Source organism: Vibrio sp. Vb2960 (genome assembly GCF_033337665.1).
Lineage (GTDB): Bacteria > Pseudomonadota > Gammaproteobacteria > Enterobacterales > Vibrionaceae > Vibrio > Vibrio alginolyticus.
In genome coordinates, this window is record NZ_JAWORD010000005.1 from 59,865 (window position 1) to 84,517 (window position 24,653).

Here is a 24,653-nt window from a genome sequence, read left to right on the forward strand (position 1 = left end):
GCTGCATCTTAGTGAACACGTGTACGCTAAACAACTCCGATCAGTACTAGACAAACCAGTTTTTGATGCGCTGCACAATTCCTTCTGGATGCTCATGTCTTTCAAAGTTTTCAATACGTTCCGCTATTTTGCCAATAATGCTATCGTCTTCACCTCTAAAAGGTTTATTCATTACAATCGGAATAGCTTCATCTACGGTAGAAACGGACCAAATATGGAACTCACCATTTTTAATGCTTTCTATTACATCTTTATGTAATGCAAGGTGTTTAAGGTTTGATTTTGGCATCACAACACCTTGATTTCCTGTAAAACCTTGATGTTTACAAACCTGATAAAAACCTTCAATTTTTTCGTTCAAGCCACCGACGGCTTGCACTCGACCAAACTGATCAACAGCTCCTGTAACCGCAACTTGTTGATTAATTGGAGATTCAGATAAAGCACTTACCAAGCAACAAAGTTCTGCAAGAGATGCGCTGTCACCATCAACTTCACTATAAGACTGTTCAAATACGATGGAGGCTGAGTAAGGCAGTGGTTCATCCAGTTTCAGAGCAGAGCTCAAGAAAGCTTGCATAATCATCATGCCTTTTGCATGTAGATTGCCTCCAAGTTCAGCTTTGCGCTCAACATCGGAAACATCGCCATCACCAAAATGAATTACACAAGATATTCGTGCAGGCTCACCATAGCTGACAGGGTGCCCAGCCATATCAATAACGGTTAGGCCATTGATTTGACCAACTTGTTCCCCAGTTGTCTCAATGATGACTTGGCCATCTAAAATATCGTACACGGCACGCTGAGGAAGGTAAGATTCTCGGTAATACTTGTCGTCAATCGCTTTATCTAACGACTTGTAATCTAATGCGTGACCATCACTGAACTGGCTGGCAAGCGTTAGAAGTTGAGAGTGCCACATTACTCCTAAAGGCAGATAATGTTGATCTTCAGTAAATCTCATACCGGCTAGCAACAATCTTCTAAAACCACATTCAGTTAAGTGAGGCAGCTGATATTGAGAACATATCCAGTTCACTAAACCAAAGTAATCTGTCAAATTCTGCTCTGACAGATGAATATCTTCTTCAACTTCCGTATACATGGCAAAGCCAGAACAGAAGTCTTCATCGATGTATTCTAGCTCTGCTAACTGACTTCTTTCTCCTGTTACAATCAGTTTTACATCATAAGCTTTAGCTTGCGGTACTGAAGTAGGTAAACGAGTAGGGCTTAGGTTCAGTGGCTCGATAAGGTTTTGTTGAATTGCAGACTTTATATTTGGCCAAAGCCCTGGGTTAGCCAAAATTAGATTAGCCGGTACAATTAAGTAACCGTTATCTGCCTGTGAAATTAAACCAGGTTGGAAGGCAATATCACCACTTACATCAACACTGTAACGGTCAAATAAACGTTTGGCATCAAGTGATTCCGAAAAAACTATCGCAGCGTTAGACTGGCTCTGAAGAGCTTTACTGATGAACTCTCTATATACAGAATTATCTACGCAGTTAATGAGTAGTACTCGCGTCAATCCGGAAATTTTTGAAAAACGAGATATCGTTGCCGACATTCTCGGTTGGAGATCAGTAAAAGACTTCTTTGGTAACGAAGGTGCAGACTTTAAAAGTGCTTCGTACTGCTCAAGTGAAGGTGTTACGTCTTGCCAATTAAGTTGGTTCATTAAAATTCATCGTAATTCAATCTTGCCGACATTATAACGAAACGGACTATAACACCCTAGCACCAATTTGGTTTGCTCTCGGCATTCATCTCTCAATGAACAATACTTAGACAAATGAGTGATCAACATCGATACTTCTAAGAGTTTTATTTGCCCAAGTAAACCATCTGGGTTACGCTGTCACTAGGTTATGTTTATGGGTCGGAACAAATGAAATATCAGCAGCTTGAGAATCTAGAATGTGGGTGGAAATGGAAGTATCTCATCAAAAAATGGAAAGATGGTGAAGCGATTACCCGACATATTGATACAAGCGAAGCAGATGCAGCGGTCGCAGAACTAAAACGCCTTGAACACGAGCCTACACTTGTCTTAGCTTGGATAGAAAACCACATGTCAGAAGAGTTAGATAATAAACTCAAGCAGGCTATCCGAGCGAAACGGAAACGTCACTTCAATGCAGAGCAAGTCCATACAAAGAAGAAATCCATTGATTTAGATTACCGAGTTTGGGAAAAGCTTTCTAGTAGAGCGAATGAACTTGGTTGTACGTTATCTGACGCAATTGAATATTTGCTTTCCGAAGCGTCGAGAAGTGAAAAAGCGAGTCAAAAAGTTACCTCAATTAAAGAGGATTTGAGTAAATTGCTATCTAGCTAGGATAGGGAGTGCCAAATGTTATATGTAATCTTAATTGCAGCCATCGTGATCTTTTGGTTGATCGCAGTCGATAGGCCGGTGTTAAAAGTAAAGTTCGATAATGGCCATATTAGTAACGTAAAAGGGCACCTACCTCCTTCTTTCAAACACAACTTACAGGATATTAGTGAGCATAACCCGTTTACTGGTGAAATGAAGGTGTATAGCCAACGAACAGGAATGCGCTTAAGCTTTTCCAAGGGCATTCCCAAAAAAGTTCAACAGAGGATTCGTAACGTTTTTCCGCACCAGGGCTTCAAAGCAAACAAAGGCAAGAAGCGCGCTTAATTACATATCAGTTACTTCATCATGTTAAATGGGACGCAATGTGGCGTCCCATTTTCGTATCTACAGAAAAATTACTTATCATCGAACAATCAACAACATAAACGGACCAAAACGATGAGATACGTTGTAACTTTAATGATATTGATCTTTGCAAGTAATTCAGTTTTTGCTGACGATTCAGAAACGAACCTGTTGGCTAAAAAGATTAAGACTAAGCTTCAAAAGAAAGTAGACAATAAGTTTGATAGCTATCAAGGTTATTGTGACGTCATGATAGAAATGGAGCACAAAAGTAAAAACGCAGTAATAAAAAGAGTAACCAGTAGTGGTGACCAAAAAGTGTGTAGGTACGTTAAGTCCAACTTGAAGAAAGGAAAACGCTATCGTTACAAATTCCCCGAAAAGTACATTCGCCTCCATATAACCACAGGCTTATAAATGTTTCAGAACGCCTTGATTAAGAGCGAGTGAACTGAGCTCGTGATTTTTGGCAGATTTCGTTGCGGAGCGATTAGAGCGTTTAGCTGATTTTTGCTGTTGTACGAGGCGAGTATGAAAGGCTTTTTTGTTTGGTAGCGCTTAAGTTAGTAATCGTGATGCCATTGAATGGCAAATTCAGTGAGTTGGCCATCATCACCATACATAGATTGATTCAGGTACTTACGGAAGAACACGCCAGTAAGTCGAGGACTACGCGCGCATCAATTTTCAATAAGAGATTTGATTTGCTTCGTAAGCATAACCACAAACCAAACTAGCGATTGCAAGTCCACAGGAACCTCGGTTAAAGCCTCAAAAGCCAACAATGTTGTTAATCTTAAGATGACATTTTAAAGTGTCTAAAACCGGACATTATTGCCTTGAGTTTACACTCTCCTCAGTGCGCATTATATCTGCTTATGTTGAATGCGATTGCATATGCCAGTCCTATAAAATGTCTCTCTTTTGAGGGACTATTCAATGAAGTATCACGAAATGACTAAAAACTATATTTTTCGTGAATTTGAATGTGGTTTATCCGTCGAACAAGCTGCTGAACTTTGTTTGAAAACTGTGAGAACGGTCAAAGAATGGGATAAGGGGAAAACCATTCCGCCTGAGTGTAAACGGCTCATGAGAATGACAAAGGGAAGGGAACTGAGCCCATCAGAGCAATGGGAGAACTTTAAAATGCATTACGATAGATTAGAACTTCCAACAGGTCAATTGGTGACAGCTCAACAAATTTTGACCGGAATCGCTTTGTTAGAGATTGGAGCATTGACGGATCTAGAAGCGGCTGGTCAAGTGCTGAAATATGCGAGGGCACTGAGAGATATGATGTAAAAAAGGCTCCTATCGGAGCCTTTTTTTAAATCGTTATAATGAAGAAGAATGCGACTGATTATGCAACTGATTTATCCTTCGCTTGTTCTATTGTTGAGTTTTGCGCTTCTGAAGCTGCAACTATCACTCTTCTATAAACTTTCTTCTTATCACCTGAAGAAGTTCGTTTAACAAAATGCGACAGCGGTGTAGAAGCTACCTTCTTATTACTGTTGAAGTTGAACATAAAGCCTCCTATCTACCTTAAATGCCTACAATGTTATTAACACTTTCTAAAGTATAATTCGGTTTCAGATACGGTTTCAAGCTATTAACATTATAATGATAAGCTCTAGTGCTACCGTCATTATCTTTCATTAACAAATCCACCTGTATTCTGTTACCAAATTTGAGTTTCAACGCTTCTATAACCTCTTGAGAGCCAAAGAATTGTTCTACAAAATGCTTAGGTAAAATTTTTCTACCTTCCATTTTTTCCCTCGCCTGAACAAACTCCCATGCAAGTTCGGGACGTTGATACACGAATATTATCAGTACATCTCTACGTTTGTCTAAGGATCTTAGTATATTTTTTTCTGCCACGTTGTAGCTAGCTAATGTGCCATCTAAGAGAAAGCTTTGACTATTATTAAAGATATAATCAATAGCGCGCTCTACTAGGATTACGACTGCTCGCTGAAATAAATAAGAATTCGAACCATCATACTCATCAAATTCGACTCGCAAATCGTCTGGATCTAAGCGAAGAACTTTTCCTTGCCCATCAGAGATAGAGGCGACAAGTTCCTTAGATGACTCAGTTTTGCCTGCACCAGGAGAGCCACTCATAAACACGGATACGGGATCTTTCTCGGGTAAGTAGATGGTTTTGTCAGTAATCCTTCTACATATTTTGGTTCTATTTCTCTTTGCAAAGCTAACAGCTCTTTTTATGACTTCAGTTTCGGCCTCATCAAAATTCAATTTTTAACTCTCAATTTTTAGTGTTTATATTACATGGCGACAAAATAACAAACCATTTATTCTCTATTAAATTAACAACTTATCTAAGTGTAATGGTTTTTACTCTGTGGTAAGTAACTGCATCAGTTGTAAAAGATTGCCTTCTTCCAGTTTAGAGCCAATTTTGCATAATAAAAACTTAAAGCCAACAGAAAGTTAAAAAATTAGATTTTGTATGTAGGCGGTAACACTTTGAGTTGTGGTGGAATTTACCCCCGTAATACAGATTCGGGGGTTTGCTCCGCTTTTAGGTCCCTCCCGCAAAGCGGGCCCCTCCCAAAATGCTCGCAATACCGCGCACGTAATAAAAAAGGGCTCGTACAGAGCCCCATGATTAAGTTCGGTGTGGAAGTGCCAAGGTTTGGTGTCCTACATGTTCCGCTTCCTCGGTCTACGCAGACTGCGCTAGCTTCGACGCTGTGGCGAGCGGTCTAGATATGGACAGGCATGTTTTGCTGCAATATGTCTGATGGCTTTTCTCTTTGGCCGCACGTGAAGATCCTCTCTGTTTCTTCCCAAGTCACTCGATATACGCAGTCGCTCAACACTTCGAACTGATACCCAATCTTTACCAAGTCCAGATGATCGAAACTGAATAGCTTGTCGCGGCCATCGTACACATCGATGTATATCTTGTAGAACGTCAGGTCACGGTCGAGTTCGGCAGCATACTTCAGCCGTTTGGCGTAGGCGATTTGCTTTGCGTATCCGGTGATGTAGAAGTCGTAATCTTCCAAAGGCCCGAATCCTGATGCTTTCTTTTTCTTCTTCGCTTTGGTTTCTGCCGTATCTACCGTTGGCGTTCCATCAGGCAGCTGCGTTTGTACTGGTTGCGGTGGTTTAACGGGGTCGGGCGGTTGCTCTGGCTCCGGCCACCAAGCCCAGATATTGAAAACCAATCCAAGCGATAGCAGCACCACCGTTCCGACGACAGGCCAACGCTTCCAGAACGGGCGAATGTCTTTTGCTTCGGCTTCCTGCACTTGCTTGTTGGATTGCGAATGACTCTTATAGAACGGGAAGTACTCTGACTTATAAAATCGGGTAGAGGTGTTCACCACTTCACCGGCACAACCATCTTGCACTTTCTTGGTGTAAGAACTGGTTGAACCCATGGCCGTGTTCTTTGTGCATCGGTAGGTCACTTCAATCATGTCCTTAATGTCTCGATGCACTTTGCGGATGTTCTGCGTGAGCAAGATGATATCGACACCGTAGTGACGGTGTATTGAGTACCATTCTAGAATGGGCGCGGCCAAGCCTCGACTTGGCAAGCTCATGTGCGCCTCATCGACCACATAAAGTGGTCCTTGTCCTTTTTCATTGCGCCATTCGTCCGAGTAGTCTTCAATCTGACTGAACGGGCGCGAGGTTGAACCAAAATCCGTTAAACGGCCATCGACGATTTTGATGAGTTCTCGAACGTCTTCACCAAATACCTTAACGAACCAATCAATGTTTAAGGTGATATTGGTAATGACTTTGCGGCCATCTTTAATGGCTGGAATGATGTGATAGGCAACCGCCTCATAGGTTTTACCGCCACCTGGTCTTCCTGCTATGGCGTATATCATGAGCCTAACCTCGTAAACGGAATCAATTGCAGCATCAAGCGCACCGTAATAGCGGCCAGAATGATAGACAGACATTGAGGCACACCGACCGCCGCCATGACCCAAGCCACCGTAGGTGGAATACTGGTCATGTACTCGCTCATATCGACCGGAGCGAATAGGGAGAACACACCAGAGAGCAACAGATTCACCATTGCCATGATTTGCTCAACCGCCCAAAAGAACAGGTCTTTGAGCATGTTGACCAGCGAGATTAAGAGCTGATAGAGGAACACCAACAACTTGTTAAATAAATCGACTAACCAATCCATATTAACCTCCAAAAATAATACGACGCGCCGCAAACACTGACGTCATGATGAGCACCGCGCGAATAAAACCGAACACCCAATCAAAGCTGATTTGTTCCTCAAAACTGAAATCACCGAAGAACGGCACAGGGAGCACGAAAGAAGGGCGCTTGGCACTGGATAAGTCGAGGTCACCAAACGAGTTCACAAAGTTGTCGATGGTGTTGTGTTTAAGATCATCTAACTGACCGGACACCAAACCACCTAAACCATCGGGATAGCCCGACTCATAAAAGCCAGTACAACTTTGGGACTCGATACACGTACCACCCGTACCTGCGCCAGACGTATCTGTGTTTGCGATACCGTCTAAGGTGTCAGAAATACCGGAAACTTCATCCGCGATACCATCCATTGCCCCTGCAATTTTCTCTACATCGTCACCCACACCATTAACGGCATTGGTGTTCTTGTTCATGGCCGTGGTGATGTCAGCGTTCGCTTGTTGGATAAGGGCCTTAGTGTTTTCGTAAATCTTGTTGTCGTTGATTTGCTGCTTTTGAATGGCTTGCGTGTTGGTGACCATCGACGCATTCAGCGCAATGATTTGGTTTTGAACGTCAGCACTGGCTTGATTGATGTCGATGTTCATGTCATTCAGGGCTTTGTTGACGTCCTTATTCATCCCAGTAATGGCTTTCAGAACTGCCGTGTCTGTCGATTCATCGGTGTCAGGCTCTTCCACGTCTGGCTCACTGTCGGTATCCGGTGGATTCACCGTATTGGTTGAGTCGTCAGGTAATACGCTAGGGTCTTCGATGTCACCTGTCGGGTCGTCAGGGTCATGAATGGGGTCATCAGGAATAATAGGGGTGTCAGGGCCATCTTTACCCCAGAAGAGTGTGCCGCCTTCACACTGATTGCCTTTGAACTGGAACGTTCCATAACAGATTGTGTTTTGTGTCCATTCGCCAGAATCAACGCCCGTACACAGCGTGGTATCACTAGGAATGCGTTCTAGTTCGCAACGGGTTGCGCCAAAATCGCCATAGCATGCCCCAGTAACTTGTTCACCGTAGACGTACGCCAGCCATTGAAGCAGCTTGGTTTCATCAATGGATTTTTTTAAACTGGCAAGCGTCCATACAGGTGCCGTCAGGGTTTTCACCATACTCACAGGCAGGAACGATAGGTTCGCAGGTGACACTGTCACCATCCTCTATCATTTCATAGTCAGCTGGACACTTAGCAGTATCATGACGGAACCATACAGTTTGAATTTTCGGGAAAGAAGAGCTGTCGGTATTACACATTATACGTAAGCCGAACTCATCGCTATCCATGTAACATGACTTAGTGGAGAAGTCTTTGTATCGAACAAACTTATTTTCATAACAAGAGACATAAGAATAAGGATTAACTCTCATCCCCCTAGACAGCTTACAGTCGGGATAAGCGATAACATCTCTCACAGCGTAAGTAGGTTGAGCTGCGCTTGCATGCCATGACAGGAACAAGCACGAAAACAGAAGCAAAAAGAGTGATTTATTCACGTTTTCACCATTAAAAAAGGGGACCGAAGCCCCCTTATCCTCTAAAGTTTTGGCTGGCCACGTATCCGGCAATGCCACCCAAAAGCACAAAGACGATGAGTTGGACATCGTGGAGAACGGCCAACATAAACTTAAGCCTTGTTCACAGCACGCTTAGCAAGAGTGATGGATTTGTAAGCCATAGTAATGCCGACAATCACCAGACCTGCCGCGCCGATTTTGGTTGCCACACCAGATAAGTCGATAGCGGAGAACGGGTCAGCAGCACCACCTTCCGCCGCCATAGCAGGGACAGAAAGCACCGCAACAGTGACGGTTGCCACCGCTTGTTTACCGAACTTTTTAAGCGCGTTTAGACGTTTCATAACAGATTCCTCAAAGTAGTTTTATTAAACGTATTGCCATTTTGATGGCGTAAGTTGAGAGATATCCGCCAACGAACACCAAGGTGAAACCCAAGCTGAACGCTTGAGATATCTCTCCTGGAGTCAGCTGTGTGTAGCTCATTAACGTGTCATATTCTTGAGCCGTGACCATGACATAACCGCTGCATGAAGCCGCTTCAATGTCAGGAACGACAGCGAGAAAACCGTCCGCGTTAGGTAAAGCACACACAGGCATAACGAAATTCCTTATTTAGCCTTTAACGAGGCTTCAAAATGTTTCTTGATGTCGTCATCCACAGGAATGAGTTCTGTCACAATGGCACCTGCCAATGGATCGTCTGGGTTAATCTCCAAACGCAATTGGTATTCACGGCGAGGAACGAGAGCACCTGTGCGCTCAAGTAATAGGGCGTATTGATGATCAATCATCAACGGTTGGTCCCACTGTGGATTCACATCACCGGATTCACCGATAGTGCGGCGTTTGAATTTCTCTGAGTTGATTTCACGTAGAGGACGCGACACGTTCAGTTGAGCACTGTCACCACGTGCTGAGTTCCAAGTGATATCCATGCCAAGTACAAAAACGGATTTAGCCATTTGTTAAGTCTCCAATATGTGAGTCACCAACTTGCCGTAGGTATCGGGGAAGGTGAATTTCGTTCCATCACGGACAAGGGAACCGACCACGGTTTCAATGTCGCCCTCATGGAACTCGATAAGTGCATTAAGGATTTTCCCGTACTGGCGACGCATCCAATGCGCAGAGGCCAACAGGTCTAACGCCGCGCGTTTCGTCGGGACAGGTTTGGTATTGAATTTCTTTGCAGTAGAAATCGAGGCTGCGAAATCATTGAGCGCGGCATACGCGCCAGCTGGATTCAGCAACACATCAACATTCCATTTTTTAAGCTCGACTTCGGAGCGATACCAGACAAGACCCGTGTTCGCGAGTTTCTGCTCAAGCGCCTTGTTGTAGATACGCCAGTAAATGCGCGAGGTACGCGAACCAATCGAGTATTGCTCTTTGGTGTAAATCGGTTTGCCATCTTTGCCGATACTGGCAATGGTCATATCTTCATGAAGCACCGGACCACGGCCACGTTCTGCGGTGCGGAAACAGTCGTCACGCCACGCCTTGTAAGCGTATTCGCAATCAAAAATCCCGTCGTAATCGTCATAGGCCAAGTCAACACGCGCCAGAGTTTGCACACCAAGGACATTAGTCAGCCAGTCATGCAGCGACCACGTAGGACGACGGGCAAATACATGCTTGCATCCCGTTCCGTTGATTTGGAAATGCACCGTGTCATTGTTACCGCCGATACCAACGAAGCCGCAGAAGTCTTCACCATCTGGCGAAGTCAGTTTCATGGATTCGGTGTAGAACTGGAAACCCAAACCGCGAGGCGCAGACAACGACAAACCAAGCACTTGATTGGTGAAGATGCGCAAGCAGTCTTCCAAATAGTTGCGATAGCAGATATCAAAGGCTTTGTTGTAGGCTTCAATTTCTTCTGACGTCTTAGCAACCGTCGGATTAAACACAGGTGGAGCAGGGAACTTAGGCGCACGACAGTGACGCTGTAACAGCCCTGATTTGGCAAAGCCTTTGTATTCTTCATGCTTGTGCAATCGACGAACCGCATCATGACAATGGCGTAAGTCTTTCACAGCAAACGTAAAACACAGGTAATCAATATGAACGCTTTGCTCATCGAACTTCTTGAGGATGTTAGTTGCGGTAGTCATCGAACACCCCCAAATTGATACGTTGTTCAACGGTCGTGTTGGTGATGGACACCAACTCATAAGAAGCGAACTGAGACGAAGCCCAAGACTCAAGATGAGACATGGATTTAAGCAAATCCCATTCGTCGCAACCTTTGACCAACACAGACACCGTGTAGTCAGGCAGCAAGTCGTACTAGATGATTTGAGCTTCGTTCATGAGTACTGAGCCTCCAATGTTGGAGTGCCAAGGCTGAGTGGCGAACGAAACCAAGTTAAAATCGGCAGGGCGCTGATATTCAGTTCAAACGGTATGGTGTCGTTCTTAACCTGTTTAGCTTGCAAACAAGTAAGGATTTCAGTGACAGCGTCACCAGTAAATAAAACACCGTTAGACAAAGACTTACCAACGCGACGTACGCCAAGTTTCTTGAGATAACGACGAATCCATTTGGTTGGAGTTGGCATTGAACGGGAAACTGAGCGAACCATCAGAACGCCTTGATTCAGTTCAAAGCGCAGAGAACCAATGAACTGAGCTCGTGATTGGTTAGCGGATTTCTTTACGGACTGATTAACGCGTTTAACGGATTCTTGCTGTTGTTCGTGTTGAAGACGACGCTGTTCAAGACGAGCATGAAAGGCTTTTTGCTCAGCAGCGCGTTTGAGTTCGTTAAAGTAGTGATGACATTGAATGGCGAACTCAGTGAGTTGGCCGTCATCATCATACATAGATTGATTCAGGTGCTTACGGAAGAACACGCCAGTAAGTCGAGGACTAAGCGCACATTCATTTTCGATAAGGGATTTGATTTGTTCCGTAAGCATAATGACACCTGACCAATTGCGATTTATGGCAATCGTAGTTGCGAAGAATGGCAACTGCAAGATGCGATTTATGGCAACTTTGTGGCTACAATGAGAAGAAATGGAGGTTCTTATGTACACAGCTGAACTAATTAACGCCTACAAAAAGGCGAAAAACTACGTACAAGATAAGCAGGTTGCGCACGATTTGAATCTAGACCCGCCGAAGATTAGTAAAATTCGCAAAGGTGTTAGACAACTTACTGATGAAGAAGCAGTTTTTCTAGCACACGGCGCAGGTATAGACCCGGAGATTGCGTTGCTAGGATGTCACGCTGATCGCAATGAAAACCCAGCTATAAAAAGCATGTGGGAAAGCATTGCAAAAAAGTATAACGGACTTGGATTATCAAGCATTTCAATGGTTTGTGCCGGGTTGGCTTTAGTGATTGCAAGTCCACAGGAATCACTATTACAGTGCGCATTATATGTGTTATGTTAAATTATGTATTGCTGTACGCTAAATGTTGTCTGAGTATGCTCCTATTCCCCTGCAGATTTTAAATTTAAGGGCCTTACAGTGAGCATTAAACATAATCGTTATTTACCATAAAATACTTAATATAGATCTTAATAATCTATCGATTGTTAAGATCTATATTAACGCCTTTTTACTTATTGAAATGACTGTATAGCTTCAAAGATATCTTGTCTTCTAACTGGCTTGGAAATGAATCCGTCCATCCCTGCATCCAGGCATTTATCTCTATCGCTTTCTAGCGCATGTGCAGTTAACGCTATAATTGGAGTCTTGAGGCCTTTATCTCGAATAAGCCTTGTTGCAGTAATTCCATCCATCACCGGCATCGAGACATCCATGAGAATCAAATCGATTAAATCCTCATGCTCCTCTAAAAATGTTAATGCCTCTGCTCCATGGCTTGCGATATGAACATTATGGCCAAGCTTATTTAAGATAAGCTTTATTACGAACTGATTCGACTCGGTATCTTCTACGACGAGAAGTTCCATTGCTTTTGTCGGTTGATTGGTTTCGATTCTAACTGGACGATTTTGATTACAACGAGTCAAAACTGGAATCGAAATCGTAAAGGTTGAACCAACATGCTCATCACTTTTAACGGCAATCTTTCCACGCATCATTTCAACTAAATGCTTGGTTATTGCGAGCCCCAGTCCTGTACCACCGAAGCGTCTCGTGATGGAACGGTCTCCTTGATGAAATGCCGTAAACAAGTGCTCTTGCTTTGCTTTAGATATACCAATTCCAGTGTCAGATATTGAGATCACAAGTTCAGCATCTTGCTCAGATACAGAAACTTTTACTTCACCTTCGTCTGTAAACTTTATTGCATTCCCTATTAGATTAAACAGGATTTGAGATAACCGCGTGGAGTCAATCCAAAATTGTTTGTCATTAGTGACAGTACAGTTGAGTTTAAATTGGAGATTTTTCTTCTTAGCTATTTGTTTTTGCTGAGAAATGACAAAAGTGACAGTGTCTCTTAAATTAATCCATTGTTCATTGAGCTGAAAGCGACCTGACTCGATTTTAGAGAGATCAAGAATGTCACTGATTATCGCGAGAAGTAACTCTGCAGAGCACTCCATTTGGCTCAAAGCATCAATTTGTTCTTCTGACAAGGTTGATTGCTTCAGTATATCTAGCATTCCAAGAACGGAATTTAAAGGGGTTCTTATTTCATGACTCATCATCGCTAAGAACTCCGACTTAGACCGGTTCGCAAGCTCTGCTTCTTCTCTTGCTTTAGCGAGCTGAGTTGTTCTTACTTCAACGATACGTTGTAACTTCTCTTTGGTCTCGATATCAATGACCGCCCTTTCAATTAAGGGACGAAACCGCCTCAAGGTTTCCTTATTCTCTATGCTAAAGTGCCCTTTCTGAGCTCCAATAAGTAGGATTACGGTTTGCGTTACTTCTGAACGTATACCAGTTAAAACGACCGAGTTTACATGGCTTTTTATAAAGCTGTTTAAGTTAACAAACTCAGCGAGTTTATCTGGCTCGAACAGTAGAATGCATTCACCATTGAGAGCTCTTTGATAGGTGTTACCGTGTAACCAGGATACATTATCAAATACGCTATTAGTTGATATCAATGTCTTGAAGGGATATCGTTCACCATCACGAGTCAGTACAATAAAATCATCGAAGTTGATGTACTTTTTGAGGACATTGTTTAATCCCGTAAATATCTCATGCCGATTCTTTGCCTCACTCATCGCAGATATCGCGGAAAGAATGGCCTTGTTTTCATCGGCGAGTAGTCGTTCTCTTTGTCTAGCCTGCTTTAGCTCAACTAACGCTTCTTGAAGCGCTTCCTGTTGATATATGTCTAAGTATTTATCTTTCATAAGGTTTATGGAATATAGCCGATGAAATCATCAGGTTTCCATGTCCATTCTCACCACCAATAAATCTACCTTGCTCGCCGAAAGTAAAAGGGCAAATAAAAGGCAAATGTTCTAGTTCTTGGTTAATTTGTTCACAAACGCTATTCATGTCTTGCATTAAGTGCAACATGGGACCTGCGCAAAAGATATTTATCACTCCAATTTTTCGAGACTCTTCTAATTTTTGGTTAAAAGCGGCATTGACGACTTTTGCAGCGCGCGCAACGAGATACTCACGACTTCCTTTCATTAATGTGAGCTCGTCACCCTCTTCTATTCGTGTAAACAACTCGATTCCACCATCTTGCGTCTCACGGATCGGATGGGATAACTTGTAATATGGGCGATCATAGAGATGACCTGCGATCCGCCCTAATGGATAAGCGCTCGAATTTGTAAACAGCATATTATCTTTACCTACTTGGTTATCCTGGTGATTTGTCCACCTTCTATAAACATTGAGCGCAGGTTCGTTATCAATTTCAAGTAAGCATCTATCGTTGGTCTTGGTTGCAACACCTTTGATATTAGTTGGTGTATGTCCAGCGCTAAAAGCGATATCAACAGGTTGAGAGGAGTAAAAGAGAGTTAAGCTTAAACCTGAAGTTTGAGAGCCTTGGGCGGTTATCACAGACCATTTCCCAGCGATGTTATTATCAGCGGCTGAACCACCAATAATTGGAATTAGAGTTCCAAATCTTTCATCTATAGACGCAATGATTGATTCCTCTTGCCCTGGTGTGGCATGAAGTAGAATTAAGTTTGGTACCTCTCCTACACGGTTAGCGCTCTCAAGGGCCATATCCAAAGCCTTAGTGACACTGTCACCTGAGTTATGATTAGAAATACCAGTACCATAAGCATGAGGGCCTGTATCATAAACAGCAAGTGCCGCAATTACTGGGCCTGTATGAAAGCCCTGATCTGTCATTACGGCTTGACATGAACTGGCGCCATGAAAAGGCACACAAGGAAAATGCGCAAGAAACGCTTCTCGAATCAACTCAAAATTGTATTCTTCCGTGTAGTAACACATCACGTAAGACAAGCTCTGTTGTGTCAATTCGGACCTGAGCGTTTTTATCGCTGAGTCTTCATCTTTAATATGAGTAAAAACTGATTGGCAATGCATACGATTTTATAATTGGATATCACTCTGCTGTTATACCATTCCAACCAATTTTCTCTAGGTAAGAAGGTGTTAATTTCATTAATAAGTTACGATTATCTCGTGATAGATCGTATTTATAATTGAACTACAACAATGTTTTCACCTTTTTTAAAGGTGATTTTTTTCGATTCAGGCATGATGTCCCATTCTACTGCCTTATGCTTCTCGTTGAGATTGATAAAATTACCAGATTGATTTAGATCAATTTTTAGAGTGCTACTTTCTGTCGTTTCGAGCGAAATTCCCATTGAGTCACGATTAATCGTGATTATTTCTCCTTCAATTGTTACATCGCATCGTTCTTTTTGTGAACAGTCAACGCTATTAACACTCTCGTGTGTAAAGGTACGCCAGAAAAATGCGCCTATTAAAACACTGAGCATGATTAAGATTTGTGCAAGTCGCGCCTTTGTTAACTTTTGTGCAGGCATAATTACTAATATCCTTGTTACAAACTTCAAACTTTTTAAATAAAAAATGATTTCCAGAGGTCCAGTAAGGTTACTACCCTGTCATTGAATTGTTAATTCAAGTATAGTGTCACGCTGAAAATGCCACTTTTTATTAAAGTCAGCAATGGAAATAAGGTGATGATAACACTTGAATTCTAGAGTTTACTTGGGTGGTGTTACGACGCAAGTCGTGTTGGAAGTAAAAGTGTAGTTAATTAGAAATTGGAAGCATGCAAATGAGCCAAGTAAAGCAGCTTGAACAAAACTACAACTATACAGTCGTTCGCCAATTTACCCTTGTGACCATTTTATGGGGCATAGTTGGTATGGCTGTTGGTGTTTTGATTGCCGCTCAATTAGTTTGGCCACAGCTAAACTTTGATACGCCGTGGTTGACGTACAGTCGCTTACGTCCACTGCATACTAATGCGGTAATTTTTGCGTTTGGTACCAGTGCTCTGTTCGCAACGTCTTATTATGTTGTACAGCGCACATGTCAAACACGTCTTTTTGGTGGCCCACTCGTTGCCTTCACCTTTTGGGGTTGGCAAGCAATCATCCTGGCAGCAGCCATTACTTTGCCTCTCGGTTTAACATCGGGTAAAGAGTATGCTGAGCTAGAATGGCCTATTGATATCGCAATTGCGCTAGTATGGGTATCATATGCGGTGGTGTTCTTCGGCACACTGGTGAAACGAAACACGTCACACATATATGTGGCAAACTGGTTCTTCGGTGCCTTTATTATCACAGTAGCAGTACTTCACATCGTGAACAGCATGGCTATTCCTGTGTCACTCGGTAAATCTTACTCGATTTACTCGGGCGCAGTGGATGCGATGGTTCAGTGGTGGTATGGACACAATGCGGTAGGTTTCCTACTGACCGCTGGTTTCCTAGGTATGATGTACTACTTCGTTCCTAAACAAGCTGAACGTCCTGTTTATTCTTACCGTCTATCTATCGTTCACTTCTGGGCACTTATTTCTCTATATATTTGGGCAGGCCCTCACCACCTTCATTATACAGCGCTACCAGACTGGACTCAGTCTCTAGGTATGGTTATGTCGCTGGTTCTATTTGCTCCTTCTTGGGGTGGTATGATCAACGGTATTATGACGTTATCTGGTGCATGGCATAAGCTTCGTTATGACCCTATCCTACGTTTCCTGATCGTTTCACTGTCGTTCTACGGTATGTCTACCTTTGAAGGCCCGATGATGTCGATTAAGACGGTTAACGCACTTTCTCACTACACAGACTGGACCATTGGTCACGTTCACTCTGGTGCGTTAGGTTGGGTTGCGATGGTTTCTATCGGCTCTGTATATCACTTGGTACCTCGCCTATTTGGCCAAGAGCGTATGTACTCTGTTGGTCTAGTTAATGTGCATTTCTGGCTAGCAACAATCGGTACCGTTCTTTACATCGTTGCGATGTGGATCTCTGGTGTAATGCAAGGTCTTATGTGGCGCGCGGTTAACTCTGACGGTACGCTAACTTACAGCTTTGTTGAGTCTGTAGAAGCGTCTTATCCGTTCTACTTTGTACGTTTCCTAGGCGGATTTATCTTCCTATCTGGTATGTTCCTAATGGCATATAACACGTACAAAACGGTAAGTGCACCAAAAGAAAGCCTAAAAGCTATCCCACATCCGGCATAAGGAGATTTAAGAATGAGTAATAATTCTAATAATCGCCATGAAATCTTAGAACGTAATGTCGGTTTGTTGGCTATTTTTATCGTGTTTGCTATCAGTTGGGGTGCTCTTGTAGAGATCACTCCTCTGATTTTCCAAAAGCAAACGACTGAACCTGTAGAAAATCTGCGTGCTTACACTCCTTTGGAGATGGAAGGCCGTGATATCTACATCCGTGAAGGTTGTAACGTTTGTCACAGCCAGATGGTTCGTCCTTTCCGCTCAGAGACTGAACGTTACGGTCACTACTCTGTTGCTGGTGAGAGTGTTTGGGAACACCCATTCCTTTGGGGCTCTAAGCGTACAGGCCCGGATTTAGCTCGTGTTGGTGGTCGTTATTCTGACGAATGGCACCGTGTTCACCTGTTAGATCCTCGTGAGCTTGTACCTGAGTCAAACATGCCAGGTTTCCCGTGGCTAGCTGAAAACGTTTTAGACGGTAAGCTAACTCAGAAGAAACTTGAGCTATTTCGTGATCAGTTCGGCGTTCCATACACTGATGAAGAGATCGCGAATTCGGCTAAAGAAGTAGAAGGTAAAACAGAGATGGATGCAATCATCGCTTACCTTCAGTCTCTTGGTCATGCAATGAAGTAAGGGGATCATATGGATTTCGGTACAATTCATAGTATTTATACCGTTGTACTCTTCGCTAGTTTTATTGGCATCGTATGGTGGGCATTTAGTAAAAAGCGTAAAGCACGCTTTGAAGAAGATGCCAACTTGGTGTTTGCTGACGAAGAACAAAAGACCCCTAATAACCAAGGAGTGAAGAAGTAATGACTACATTCTGGAGTCTCTGGATTATCGTGATTACTGTCGGTACGCTAGTAGGCTGTGCGATTCTCCTGACTTGGTGCGCTAAAGATAAAATGGGCGTCGAGGAAGGGGAAGACATGGGCCACGAGTACGATGGTATTCGCGAGCTAAACAACCCTCTACCAAAGTGGTGGACTTACCTGTTTGTAAGCACATTTGTGTTCGCAGCAGTTTACCTTGCCCTATTCCCAGGTCTAGGTAGCTTCAAGGGCTTTTTAAACTGGCAGAGTTCGGCTCAAACCGTTCGCTCACTAGAAGAGTCAAAAGAAGCCATCGCTGCAGCACAAGAGAACAAGCAACTAAACCAATATGCAAAAGAACTGGATGATGCCGACGCTTACTTCGGCGAAGCATTCCGTAAACTTGCGCACAATGGCAGTGGTCTACGCCCAATTCCTGAAATTGCGCAAGATCCTGAAGCATTAAAAGTTGGTCAGCGTTTGTTTTTGCAAAACTGTTCTCAATGCCATGGCTCTGATGCACGTGGTCAGAAAGGCTTCCCTAACCTGACTGATGATGCATGGCTATATGGTGGCGAGCCAGCAGCGATCGTTACAACCATCATGCACGGCCGTATTGGTCAAATGCCAGCATGGAAAGATGCCCTTGGTGAGCAAGGTGTTCAAGAAGTTGTAAGTTACACACTTAGTCTATCTGGTCGTAAAGTAAATGCTCGTGAAGCCGCGGCAGGTAAAGCACGCTTCGTAGTGTGTGCTGCTTGTCATGGTACCGATGGTAAGGGTAACCCTGCAGTCGGTGCGCCTGACCTTACAGACCAAGACTGGTTATTTGGTGACTCTCGTGCAGCTGTAACAGAAACCGTAATGAACGGACGCTCAGGCGTAATGCCTGCGTGGAAAGACATTTTGGGTGAAGATAAAGTTCAGCTCGTTGCCTCATATGTCTGGAGTTTAAGTAACTCAGAGAGTAAGTAACTGAGATATTACGTAACATAGCAATAACAGCCCCTTTCATAGGGGCTGTCTTTCCTTTAAATTTAACGCCTTACATTTTTTCATTTAGCTGTTGAGAACTTTTTTATGGTAAAGCCTTGGTATAAACAATTTTGGCCGTGGTTCCTAATCATCCTTCCTCTTACTGTCGTAGTTTGGACTGTGATTACTGTGGTCGTTTTCTCGAACAACTCTGTTTCTTTAGTCGCCGAGGATTACTATAAAAAAGGCAAAGGCATTAATATCGACATTAGTAAAATGAATGTCGCTCGTGACCTAGGTCTTAACGCTGAGATTTCCTCTGAAAATAACAATGTTGTGATTGTTTTCGCTAAAGGGAAGCTACCTCATTACCCTGCTCTAACGGCCACTTTCACTCATCGTACTCTTCCTGATCGTGACTTCACAAAGCTTGTAACAGCGGATGCATCTGGTAATTACCGACTAAAAGCTGAGGAATCTATTCAAGGACCATGGTTTGTTGAACTACAACCACACGACAAGCAATGGATGATCCAAGGTAAAGTTGAGTTTCCTGCCTCTTCAACACCGTTAATGAAGTAAGCATATGTGTAAATCCTGTTATCACTGCGGTGAAGATGTACCAGCCAACACGGATTTCAAAGTAGAAATATTGGGTGAAATTCGCGACATGTGTTGTCCGGGCTGCGAAACTGTGGCGCAGACTATTGTCGATAGTGGTCTTGTATCATATTACCAATACCGCACTGCGCCTGCAGAAAAGGCAGATCTAGTACCAGAGCAACTCCAAGCTTTAATTCATTATGACAATGCGGATGTACAATCTGAATTCGTACGAAATCGCGAAAATGTTTCTGAAGTAACCCTTTCTTTGGAAGGCGTTTCATGTGCCGCTTGTGCGTGGTTAATCGAAAAGCAAGTTTCTAATACGGCCGGGTTGGTATCTATCCGTGTTAATACAACCACCAATCGAGCGTTACTAGCCTGGGATAAAACTCAGGTACGGTTAAGCGAGCTCCTTTCCGTTATTCATAAACTTGGTTACAAAGCTGCACCTTTTGAAGCAGATAAGCAAGAAGCCTCTTACCATCGAATGATGAAGCAATATCTATATCGGCTAGGTATTGCAGGTTTAGCAACCATGCAGGTCATGATGCTCGCCGTTGCACTGTATCTCGAAGTCTTTGGTGATTTAGAGCCAGAGTTTAAAAGTTACTTTCGTTGGGTAAGTTTGATTTTTGCTACTCCTGTTTTGCTTTATTCCGCTCTTCCATTTTACTTAAACGCATGGCGCAGTATCAAAGGCCGAACCCTTGGTATGGATGTCCCGGTTTCTATCGCGTTGATCTTTGCCTATGTTGCAAGTTTAGTTGCAACAGTAACTGAACAAGGCGAAGTCTTCTTTGAATCTATCTCGATGTTTACCTTCTTTTTGTTAGTAGGTCGATTCTTAGAGATGCGCGCTCGTCGCAAAGCTGCTGCAGCGAGTGGTAACCTTCTTAAGTTGATTCCTGCAATTGCTACAACGCTGGACGGTGATCAGATACCCGTGAAGACGCTAAAAGTTGGCGATCGTATTCGCGTTCTACCTGGTGAACATATCCCCGCTGACGGTAAAGTTATTTCAGGCCGTATTCATATTGATGAATCCATGCTAACGGGCGAGTCAGTGCACGTTGTGAAACGAGAAGGCGATGTCGTTTATGCGGGAACGCTAAACGGAGATGAATCATTTGAACTCGAGGTAGTGAGCTCAAAGGCCGATTCAATGATTTCTAATATCGTGCGTTTACAAGATGAAGCTCAACACTCCAAACCTAAAATTGCGGAAATTGCCGACATTGTCGCCCGTTACTTTGTTGGTGTGATTCTTATTATCTCTGCTGGTACTTGGTTTTACTGGCATCAAACAAAACCAGATGATGCGTTTTGGATCATGCTGTCTGTGTTAGTTGCTACATGCCCATGTGCGCTATCTCTGGCCACTCCGACCGCTCTCACTTGTGCTACCTCTAGAATGGGTAATTTTGGCATTTTGCTTCGTAAAGGCCATGTGTTTGAGGCACTATGTAAGATCAACCACTTAGTTGTAGATAAAACAGGCACTCTAACGAAAGGTGATATTGAGATCTGTGAAACAAAGGTACTTAGTGATCTCCCACAGAAAGATTGTCTATCACTAGCTGCAGCTTTAGAGGCTCATGCAAACCACCCTATCGCTCGTTCTTTTGCAACTTTCACCAATGATGACTTTATCGTGTCTGATGTGCAAAACGTGATTGGGTCAGGGATTGAAGGGATATGGAATGGCAAAATCGTTAAGATAGGTAGTGCTGCTTTTGTTCAAGGCAAAGAAAGTGATGAAAGCCAGGCGGTCTATCTGTCGGTTGATGGCAAGCATGTCGCTAGCTTTTACTACCGCGACCCTATCCGAAAAGAAAGCAAAGCCTTTATTCAACGTTTTGCTGACGCTGGAATTAAGACAACCCTGCTAACTGGTGATTCTCTCTCAAACGCCCAACCAGTGGCGAATGAAATTGGTATCGATCACATCGTCGCGTCAGCAAAGCCAGAAGATAAGCTTGCATACCTTAAGAGCTTGGACGAAAACAGTATCACTATGATGGTTGGTGATGGAATCAATGACGCGCCGACTCTCGCCGGAGCTCACCTTTCTGTCGCAATGGGCGGTGGTACAGATGTCGCTAAAGCTTCTGCAGATATGACGTTACTTGGGGATAATCTCGAAAAGCTACTAGAAGCACGTTTGCTTGCACTGCGTACAAGAAAGATTATTCGAGAAAACTTGGCTTGGTCTTTGGGTTACAACCTGTTAATTTTGCCTTTGGCGGTCGCAGGTTTAGTGGCTCCCTACATTGCAGTAGTTGGCATGTCTGCAAGCTCAATTATCGTTGTATCTAACTCTTTGCGCCTGCTCAAAGAGAAATAAGTAGAGAAAGCAAACATGGAAAGTCTTTATATATTGATTCCCATCGCTATCGTTCTCGTTTGTGTTGCTGTCGCCGTTTTTCTTTGGGCAGTAAGAAGCGATCAGTTTGAAGATCTTGAACGGCAAGGGCACAACATTCTTCTCGACGAAGAAGACCAATCTAATAGTGATAAAAAGTAGCGACCTTTATGACTCCTGATTTTATCGGTGCGTTGATGATCGGCTTAGTAGGAGCCGGTCATTGTATGGGTATGTGTGGTGGTATCGCGTCTCTGCTTACCATGGGCTCTTCTGCTAAAAATAAAACCACCCCTCTTATCCCCCTCTTCTACAACCTCGGACGATTGATCAGTTATACCTTAATAGGAGCATTAGTGGGTGGTGCTATATCAGGTTTATCTGAGCTTAGTGGGTTAACGCATTCTCTTGCTTGGTTAAGGCTGATTGCTGCGTTATTCATGATTCTGGTCGCGCTGTATATTGCTAAATGGTGGCAAGGCTTGCTTTTAATAGAAAAGCTAGGGCAGTATCTCTGGCGCTTTATCTCGCCGGCAGGGAAGAGTTTGTTGCCATTAAAGCATCCTCTTTACGCGTTGCCATTTGGCTTTATTTGGGGTTGGTTACCATGTGGTTTAGTTTATTCAGCGCTTACTTGGTCGGCGGTTTCTGGTAGTGCGATGAACGGCGGCCTAATTATGCTTGCGTTTGGGCTTGGAACGCTACCTGCAATGCTTATTATTGGATATGGTGCCAATCATTTTCAGAAATTACAAAAATCATTAATATTTAGAAATATTTCAGCATTAATCCTTATTGGGTATGGTAAGTATACCGCTGTAGGAGCCTTAGCGTTACTCGGTTTCATATAACGTTAAACTCTATTGAGGTGACATTTTTGCTACCCTTTAGGATTAAGCGATGCTAAAATATTGATGTATATCAAATAGTGAAAGGTTGTTATGATTTCTGAAAAACCTGCAACAAAGCGTATCCAATCAGGCGGTTGCGCCATTCATTGCCAAGATTGTAGCATTAGTCAACTGTGTATCCCGTTCACTCTAAATGAGGCAGAACTTGACCAGCTTGACCAAATCATCGAACGTAAGAAGCCTATTCAAAAAGGACAAGAGCTTTTTAAGGCTGGTGATGAGCTAAAATCGCTATACGCTATCCGCTCTGGTACCATCAAGAGCTATACGATCACAGAGCAAGGTGATGAGCAAATCACAGCGTTTCACTTAGCTGGAGACTTAGTCGGTTTCGATGCTATTACTGGTGACTCCCACCCTAGCTTTGCTCAAGCACTCGAAACGTCGATGGTATGTGAAATCCCATACGAAATTTTAGACGATCTATCGGGTAAGATGCCTAAGCTTCGCCAGCAAATCATGCGTTTGATGAGTAACGAAATTAAAGGTGATCAGGAAATGATTTTGCTTCTTTCTAAAAAGAATGCAGAAGAGCGACTAGCTGCTTTCCTTTACAACCTATCAACGCGTTTTTCTCAGCGTGGCTTCAGCCCTAGAGAGTTTCGTTTAACTATGACTCGTGGTGATATTGGCAACTACCTTGGTCTTACAGTCGAAACGATCAGTCGTTTGTTAGGTCGTTTCCAGAAATCTGAGATCCTAAGCGTAAAAGGTAAATATATCACTATCTTAGACCACGATGCATTGATGGAACTTGCTGGTGTAACTAAAGAATAATACACGCTAATTATTGATGTAGCTCGAAAATGAGCTACATCATATTTCTCATAAATTCCTTTCGAAAGTCCTCAAAAAGTTCTCCAAACTAAGCTACAGTAAAAATGTACGGTGAGTACTCCAAAATACTGATTTAATTTACATTCAGTATCTGGTTTTGCAATAGAAGTGGGCTTAGTTATGAGTATATACAGTAAGATCCTTGTTGTAGCTGACATCAATAATGATGAGCAGCCCGCACTTGCAAGAGCTGTTCAATTAGCTCAGAAAAGTGTATCTAGAAGCCGAATCACTTTCTTTTTATCCATTTACGATTTCTCGTATGACATGACGTCAATGCTATCAGTGGATGAAAGAGATGCTATGCGTCGAGGTGTCATTCATCAGCGTGAGCAGTGGATGCGTAAAATTGCTCAACCATACCTAAACGATGGCTTCGACTTTGATGTTTGTGTTGTCTGGCACAACCGCCCTTATGAGGCGATTATTGCTGAAGTCTATGCAGGCGATCATGACCTAGTCATCAAAGGCACACGTAAGCATGATGTTTTAGAGTCTGTCATTTTCACACCGACAGATTGGCACTTGTTGCGAAAATGCCCTATTCCAGTGCTTCTTATCAAGAATGCTGCTTGGCCGGAACAAGCAAGTATCCTTGCCTCAGTACATGTGGGCTCAGAAAACCCGACTCATATTGATCTCAACGATACGATGGTCGAGCGATTAAAAGAAATCACCACTCGGCTTGAGGCCAAGCCATATCTTGTTAACGCCTACCCCGTTACACCGGCGAACATTACGATTGAACTTCCTGAATTTGACCCAACGACTTATACCGATGCAGTGCGAGGTCATCATTTAACGGCTATGAAAGCACTACGCCAAAAACATGGTCTTGATGAAGAACAAACGATAGTTGAGCAAGGTTTACCTGAAGATGTCATTCCGGCAGCTGCTGAGCGCTTGAATGCTGCAATGGTTATTTTAGGTACTACAGGGCGAACTGGGCTTTCTGCTGTCTTTATTGGTAATACAGCGGAGCACGTAATTGATAAAATAAATTGCGATGTGTTGGCTCTAAAACCAAAAGGCTACATTAGTCCTCTCGATCCAAATACAGCAACCTAATCTCTCCTTAGTA

The 24,653-nt window shown here is 43.2% G+C and carries 30 protein-coding genes; 15 read left to right on the forward strand and 15 right to left on the reverse strand.

Annotation, left to right across the window (positions count from 1 at the left end; translation table 11 throughout):
• Nucleotides 1-46: 46 nt before the first annotated feature.
• Nucleotides 47-1,687, reverse strand: a complete 1,641-nt coding sequence (locus R7O03_RS05775) for an AAA family ATPase (protein ID WP_005377458.1) — start codon at nt 1,685-1,687, stop codon at nt 47-49.
• A gap of 210 nt (nt 1,688-1,897) precedes the next feature.
• On the opposite strand from R7O03_RS05775, the gene matP reads away from it, so the two are divergent.
• The 4 genes from matP to R7O03_RS05795 all read left to right on the forward strand — a co-directional run bounded on the left by matP (nt 1,898) and on the right by R7O03_RS05795 (nt 4,000).
• Nucleotides 1,898-2,347: a macrodomain Ter protein MatP gene (matP, locus tag R7O03_RS05780; protein WP_005396497.1), complete on the forward strand. Its 450-nt coding sequence runs from the start codon at nt 1,898-1,900 to the stop codon at nt 2,345-2,347.
• A 15-nt stretch (nt 2,348-2,362) separates the two neighbouring features.
• Complete coding sequence (locus R7O03_RS05785) at nt 2,363-2,674, forward strand: DUF3634 family protein (protein WP_005377468.1); 312 nt, start codon at nt 2,363-2,365, stop codon at nt 2,672-2,674.
• 114 nt (nt 2,675-2,788) lie between these two features.
• Nucleotides 2,789-3,112, forward strand: a complete 324-nt coding sequence (locus tag R7O03_RS05790) for a hypothetical protein (RefSeq protein WP_031778962.1) — start codon at nt 2,789-2,791, stop codon at nt 3,110-3,112.
• A 522-nt stretch (nt 3,113-3,634) separates the two neighbouring features.
• On the forward strand, nt 3,635-4,000 hold the full coding sequence (locus tag R7O03_RS05795) for a regulator (RefSeq protein WP_318131574.1): 366 nt from the start codon (nt 3,635-3,637) through the stop codon (nt 3,998-4,000).
• A 58-nt stretch (nt 4,001-4,058) separates the two neighbouring features.
• Here the strand turns inward: R7O03_RS05795 and R7O03_RS05800 are convergent, their stop codons facing one another.
• The 11 genes from R7O03_RS05800 to R7O03_RS05850 form a co-directional block, all read right to left on the reverse strand.
• Nucleotides 4,059-4,226: a hypothetical protein gene (locus R7O03_RS05800; RefSeq protein ID WP_318131575.1), complete on the reverse strand. Its 168-nt coding sequence runs from the start codon at nt 4,224-4,226 to the stop codon at nt 4,059-4,061.
• Nucleotides 4,227-4,243: 17 nt separating this feature from the next.
• Nucleotides 4,244-4,963, reverse strand: coding sequence for a zeta toxin family protein (locus tag R7O03_RS05805; RefSeq protein ID WP_318131576.1), 720 nt, complete (start codon nt 4,961-4,963; stop codon nt 4,244-4,246).
• 470 nt (nt 4,964-5,433) lie between these two features.
• Nucleotides 5,434-6,576 (reverse strand): zonular occludens toxin domain-containing protein, encoded by a 1,143-nt coding sequence (locus R7O03_RS05810; protein ID WP_021033879.1) that lies wholly within the window; start codon nt 6,574-6,576, stop codon nt 5,434-5,436.
• Nucleotides 6,573-6,887: a DUF2523 family protein gene (locus tag R7O03_RS05815; RefSeq protein WP_318131577.1), complete on the reverse strand. Its 315-nt coding sequence runs from the start codon at nt 6,885-6,887 to the stop codon at nt 6,573-6,575. Before R7O03_RS05815 ends, R7O03_RS05810 begins: the two co-directional genes overlap by 4 nt.
• A 1-nt stretch (nt 6,888) precedes the next feature.
• A complete protein-coding gene (locus R7O03_RS05820) occupies nt 6,889-8,073 on the reverse strand; it encodes a methyl-accepting chemotaxis protein (protein WP_318131578.1) in 1,185 nt (394 codons plus the stop codon).
• 477 nt (nt 8,074-8,550) lie between these two features.
• Nucleotides 8,551-8,784, reverse strand: a complete 234-nt coding sequence (locus R7O03_RS05825; RefSeq protein ID WP_017447548.1) for a membrane protein — start codon at nt 8,782-8,784, stop codon at nt 8,551-8,553.
• Between the two features lie 10 nt (nt 8,785-8,794).
• Nucleotides 8,795-9,040, reverse strand: a complete 246-nt coding sequence (locus R7O03_RS05830) for a hypothetical protein (protein ID WP_017447549.1) — start codon at nt 9,038-9,040, stop codon at nt 8,795-8,797.
• An 11-nt stretch (nt 9,041-9,051) separates the two neighbouring features.
• Entirely contained in the window at nt 9,052-9,405 is a 354-nt protein-coding gene (locus tag R7O03_RS05835; RefSeq protein ID WP_017822035.1) for a DUF1293 family protein, read from the reverse strand.
• A gap of 3 nt (nt 9,406-9,408) precedes the next feature.
• Nucleotides 9,409-10,557: a replication initiation factor domain-containing protein gene (locus R7O03_RS05840; protein ID WP_318131579.1), complete on the reverse strand. Its 1,149-nt coding sequence runs from the start codon at nt 10,555-10,557 to the stop codon at nt 9,409-9,411.
• Entirely contained in the window at nt 10,541-10,726 is a 186-nt protein-coding gene (locus R7O03_RS05845) for a hypothetical protein (protein ID WP_268981512.1), read from the reverse strand. Before R7O03_RS05845 ends, R7O03_RS05840 begins: the two co-directional genes overlap by 17 nt.
• Before the next feature lie 26 nt (nt 10,727-10,752).
• Complete coding sequence (locus R7O03_RS05850; RefSeq protein ID WP_213893850.1) at nt 10,753-11,364, reverse strand: hypothetical protein; 612 nt, start codon at nt 11,362-11,364, stop codon at nt 10,753-10,755.
• A gap of 112 nt (nt 11,365-11,476) precedes the next feature.
• Between R7O03_RS05850 and R7O03_RS05855 the strand changes: the two genes are divergently transcribed.
• Nucleotides 11,477-11,845: a DUF3693 domain-containing protein gene (locus tag R7O03_RS05855; protein ID WP_031817143.1), complete on the forward strand. Its 369-nt coding sequence runs from the start codon at nt 11,477-11,479 to the stop codon at nt 11,843-11,845.
• 173 nt (nt 11,846-12,018) lie between these two features.
• On the opposite strand, the gene R7O03_RS05860 is transcribed toward R7O03_RS05855, so the two are convergent.
• The 3 genes from R7O03_RS05860 to R7O03_RS05870 all read right to left on the reverse strand — a co-directional run bounded on the left by R7O03_RS05860 (nt 12,019) and on the right by R7O03_RS05870 (nt 15,381).
• Entirely contained in the window at nt 12,019-13,740 is a 1,722-nt protein-coding gene (locus R7O03_RS05860; RefSeq protein ID WP_213971245.1) for an ATP-binding protein, read from the reverse strand.
• Nucleotides 13,730-14,911, reverse strand: a complete 1,182-nt coding sequence (locus R7O03_RS05865; RefSeq protein WP_318131580.1) for an FIST signal transduction protein — start codon at nt 14,909-14,911, stop codon at nt 13,730-13,732. The genes R7O03_RS05860 and R7O03_RS05865 overlap by 11 nt, the downstream gene beginning before the upstream one ends.
• Before the next feature lie 113 nt (nt 14,912-15,024).
• Entirely contained in the window at nt 15,025-15,381 is a 357-nt protein-coding gene (locus R7O03_RS05870) for a hypothetical protein (protein ID WP_318131581.1), read from the reverse strand.
• Nucleotides 15,382-15,638: 257 nt separating this feature from the next.
• Between R7O03_RS05870 and ccoN the strand changes: the two genes are divergently transcribed.
• The 10 genes from ccoN to uspE all read left to right on the forward strand — a co-directional run bounded on the left by ccoN (nt 15,639) and on the right by uspE (nt 24,640).
• The gene (gene ccoN / locus R7O03_RS05875; RefSeq protein WP_005396488.1) at nt 15,639-17,066 is read left to right on the forward strand and encodes a cytochrome-c oxidase, cbb3-type subunit I; all 1,428 of its coding nucleotides are present in this window, start codon (nt 15,639-15,641) and stop codon (nt 17,064-17,066) included.
• Between the two features lie 12 nt (nt 17,067-17,078).
• A complete protein-coding gene (gene ccoO, locus R7O03_RS05880) occupies nt 17,079-17,699 on the forward strand; it encodes a cytochrome-c oxidase, cbb3-type subunit II (protein WP_005377475.1) in 621 nt (206 codons plus the stop codon).
• A 9-nt stretch (nt 17,700-17,708) separates the two neighbouring features.
• Nucleotides 17,709-17,882, forward strand: a complete 174-nt coding sequence (locus R7O03_RS05885; protein WP_005377485.1) for a cbb3-type cytochrome oxidase subunit 3 — start codon at nt 17,709-17,711, stop codon at nt 17,880-17,882.
• Nucleotides 17,882-18,856, forward strand: a complete 975-nt coding sequence (ccoP, locus tag R7O03_RS05890; protein WP_318131582.1) for a cytochrome-c oxidase, cbb3-type subunit III — start codon at nt 17,882-17,884, stop codon at nt 18,854-18,856. The genes R7O03_RS05885 and ccoP overlap by 1 nt, the downstream gene beginning before the upstream one ends.
• A gap of 105 nt (nt 18,857-18,961) precedes the next feature.
• Entirely contained in the window at nt 18,962-19,438 is a 477-nt protein-coding gene (locus R7O03_RS05895; protein WP_005377489.1) for a FixH family protein, read from the forward strand.
• Between the two features lie 4 nt (nt 19,439-19,442).
• On the forward strand, nt 19,443-21,806 hold the full coding sequence (locus R7O03_RS05900; RefSeq protein WP_318131583.1) for a heavy metal translocating P-type ATPase: 2,364 nt from the start codon (nt 19,443-19,445) through the stop codon (nt 21,804-21,806).
• A gap of 15 nt (nt 21,807-21,821) precedes the next feature.
• Nucleotides 21,822-21,986, forward strand: a complete 165-nt coding sequence (gene ccoS / locus R7O03_RS05905; RefSeq protein WP_005377493.1) for a cbb3-type cytochrome oxidase assembly protein CcoS — start codon at nt 21,822-21,824, stop codon at nt 21,984-21,986.
• Nucleotides 21,987-21,994: 8 nt separating this feature from the next.
• The gene (locus R7O03_RS05910) at nt 21,995-22,675 is read left to right on the forward strand and encodes a sulfite exporter TauE/SafE family protein (protein WP_318131584.1); all 681 of its coding nucleotides are present in this window, start codon (nt 21,995-21,997) and stop codon (nt 22,673-22,675) included.
• A 90-nt stretch (nt 22,676-22,765) separates the two neighbouring features.
• Nucleotides 22,766-23,512, forward strand: a complete 747-nt coding sequence (locus R7O03_RS05915; protein WP_005377497.1) for an FNR family transcription factor — start codon at nt 22,766-22,768, stop codon at nt 23,510-23,512.
• Nucleotides 23,513-23,692: 180 nt separating this feature from the next.
• A complete protein-coding gene (gene uspE, locus R7O03_RS05920) occupies nt 23,693-24,640 on the forward strand; it encodes a universal stress protein UspE (protein WP_064353932.1) in 948 nt (315 codons plus the stop codon).
• The last annotated feature ends 13 nt before the right edge of the window (nt 24,641-24,653 follow it).

Excerpts from the sequence above, each read along its gene's own strand:
- R7O03_RS05835 (WP_017822035.1), bottom strand. The coding sequence starts at position 9,405 with ATGGCTAAATCCGTTTTTGTACTTGGCATGGATATCACTTGGAACTCA.
- R7O03_RS05870 (WP_318131581.1), bottom strand. The coding sequence starts at position 15,381 with ATGCCTGCACAAAAGTTAACAAAGGCGCGACTTGCACAAATCTTAATC.
- R7O03_RS05860 (WP_213971245.1), bottom strand. The coding sequence starts at position 13,740 with ATGAAAGATAAATACTTAGACATATATCAACAGGAAGCGCTTCAAGAA.
- R7O03_RS05815 (WP_318131577.1), bottom strand. The coding sequence starts at position 6,887 with ATGGATTGGTTAGTCGATTTATTTAACAAGTTGTTGGTGTTCCTCTAT.
- R7O03_RS05795 (WP_318131574.1), top strand. The coding sequence starts at position 3,635 with ATGAAGTATCACGAAATGACTAAAAACTATATTTTTCGTGAATTTGAA.
- ccoP (WP_318131582.1), top strand. The coding sequence starts at position 17,882 with ATGACTACATTCTGGAGTCTCTGGATTATCGTGATTACTGTCGGTACG.
- R7O03_RS05915 (WP_005377497.1), top strand. The coding sequence starts at position 22,766 with ATGATTTCTGAAAAACCTGCAACAAAGCGTATCCAATCAGGCGGTTGC.
- R7O03_RS05785 (WP_005377468.1), top strand. The coding sequence starts at position 2,363 with ATGTTATATGTAATCTTAATTGCAGCCATCGTGATCTTTTGGTTGATC.
- R7O03_RS05840 (WP_318131579.1), bottom strand. The coding sequence starts at position 10,557 with ATGACTACCGCAACTAACATCCTCAAGAAGTTCGATGAGCAAAGCGTT.
- R7O03_RS05850 (WP_213893850.1), bottom strand. The coding sequence starts at position 11,364 with ATGCTTACGGAACAAATCAAATCCCTTATCGAAAATGAATGTGCGCTT.
- R7O03_RS05810 (WP_021033879.1), bottom strand. The coding sequence starts at position 6,576 with ATGATATACGCCATAGCAGGAAGACCAGGTGGCGGTAAAACCTATGAG.
- R7O03_RS05825 (WP_017447548.1), bottom strand. The coding sequence starts at position 8,784 with ATGAAACGTCTAAACGCGCTTAAAAAGTTCGGTAAACAAGCGGTGGCA.
- R7O03_RS05800 (WP_318131575.1), bottom strand. The coding sequence starts at position 4,226 with ATGTTCAACTTCAACAGTAATAAGAAGGTAGCTTCTACACCGCTGTCG.
- ccoS (WP_005377493.1), top strand. The coding sequence starts at position 21,822 with ATGGAAAGTCTTTATATATTGATTCCCATCGCTATCGTTCTCGTTTGT.
- R7O03_RS05885 (WP_005377485.1), top strand. The coding sequence starts at position 17,709 with ATGGATTTCGGTACAATTCATAGTATTTATACCGTTGTACTCTTCGCT.
- ccoN (WP_005396488.1), top strand. The coding sequence starts at position 15,639 with ATGAGCCAAGTAAAGCAGCTTGAACAAAACTACAACTATACAGTCGTT.
- R7O03_RS05775 (WP_005377458.1), bottom strand. The coding sequence starts at position 1,687 with ATGAACCAACTTAATTGGCAAGACGTAACACCTTCACTTGAGCAGTAC.
- R7O03_RS05855 (WP_031817143.1), top strand. The coding sequence starts at position 11,477 with ATGTACACAGCTGAACTAATTAACGCCTACAAAAAGGCGAAAAACTAC.
- R7O03_RS05900 (WP_318131583.1), top strand. The coding sequence starts at position 19,443 with ATGTGTAAATCCTGTTATCACTGCGGTGAAGATGTACCAGCCAACACG.
- matP (WP_005396497.1), top strand. The coding sequence starts at position 1,898 with ATGAAATATCAGCAGCTTGAGAATCTAGAATGTGGGTGGAAATGGAAG.
- R7O03_RS05830 (WP_017447549.1), bottom strand. The coding sequence starts at position 9,040 with ATGCCTGTGTGTGCTTTACCTAACGCGGACGGTTTTCTCGCTGTCGTT.
- R7O03_RS05865 (WP_318131580.1), bottom strand. The coding sequence starts at position 14,911 with ATGCATTGCCAATCAGTTTTTACTCATATTAAAGATGAAGACTCAGCG.
- ccoO (WP_005377475.1), top strand. The coding sequence starts at position 17,079 with ATGAGTAATAATTCTAATAATCGCCATGAAATCTTAGAACGTAATGTC.
- R7O03_RS05895 (WP_005377489.1), top strand. The coding sequence starts at position 18,962 with ATGGTAAAGCCTTGGTATAAACAATTTTGGCCGTGGTTCCTAATCATC.
- uspE (WP_064353932.1), top strand. The coding sequence starts at position 23,693 with ATGAGTATATACAGTAAGATCCTTGTTGTAGCTGACATCAATAATGAT.
- R7O03_RS05790 (WP_031778962.1), top strand. The coding sequence starts at position 2,789 with ATGAGATACGTTGTAACTTTAATGATATTGATCTTTGCAAGTAATTCA.
- R7O03_RS05910 (WP_318131584.1), top strand. The coding sequence starts at position 21,995 with ATGACTCCTGATTTTATCGGTGCGTTGATGATCGGCTTAGTAGGAGCC.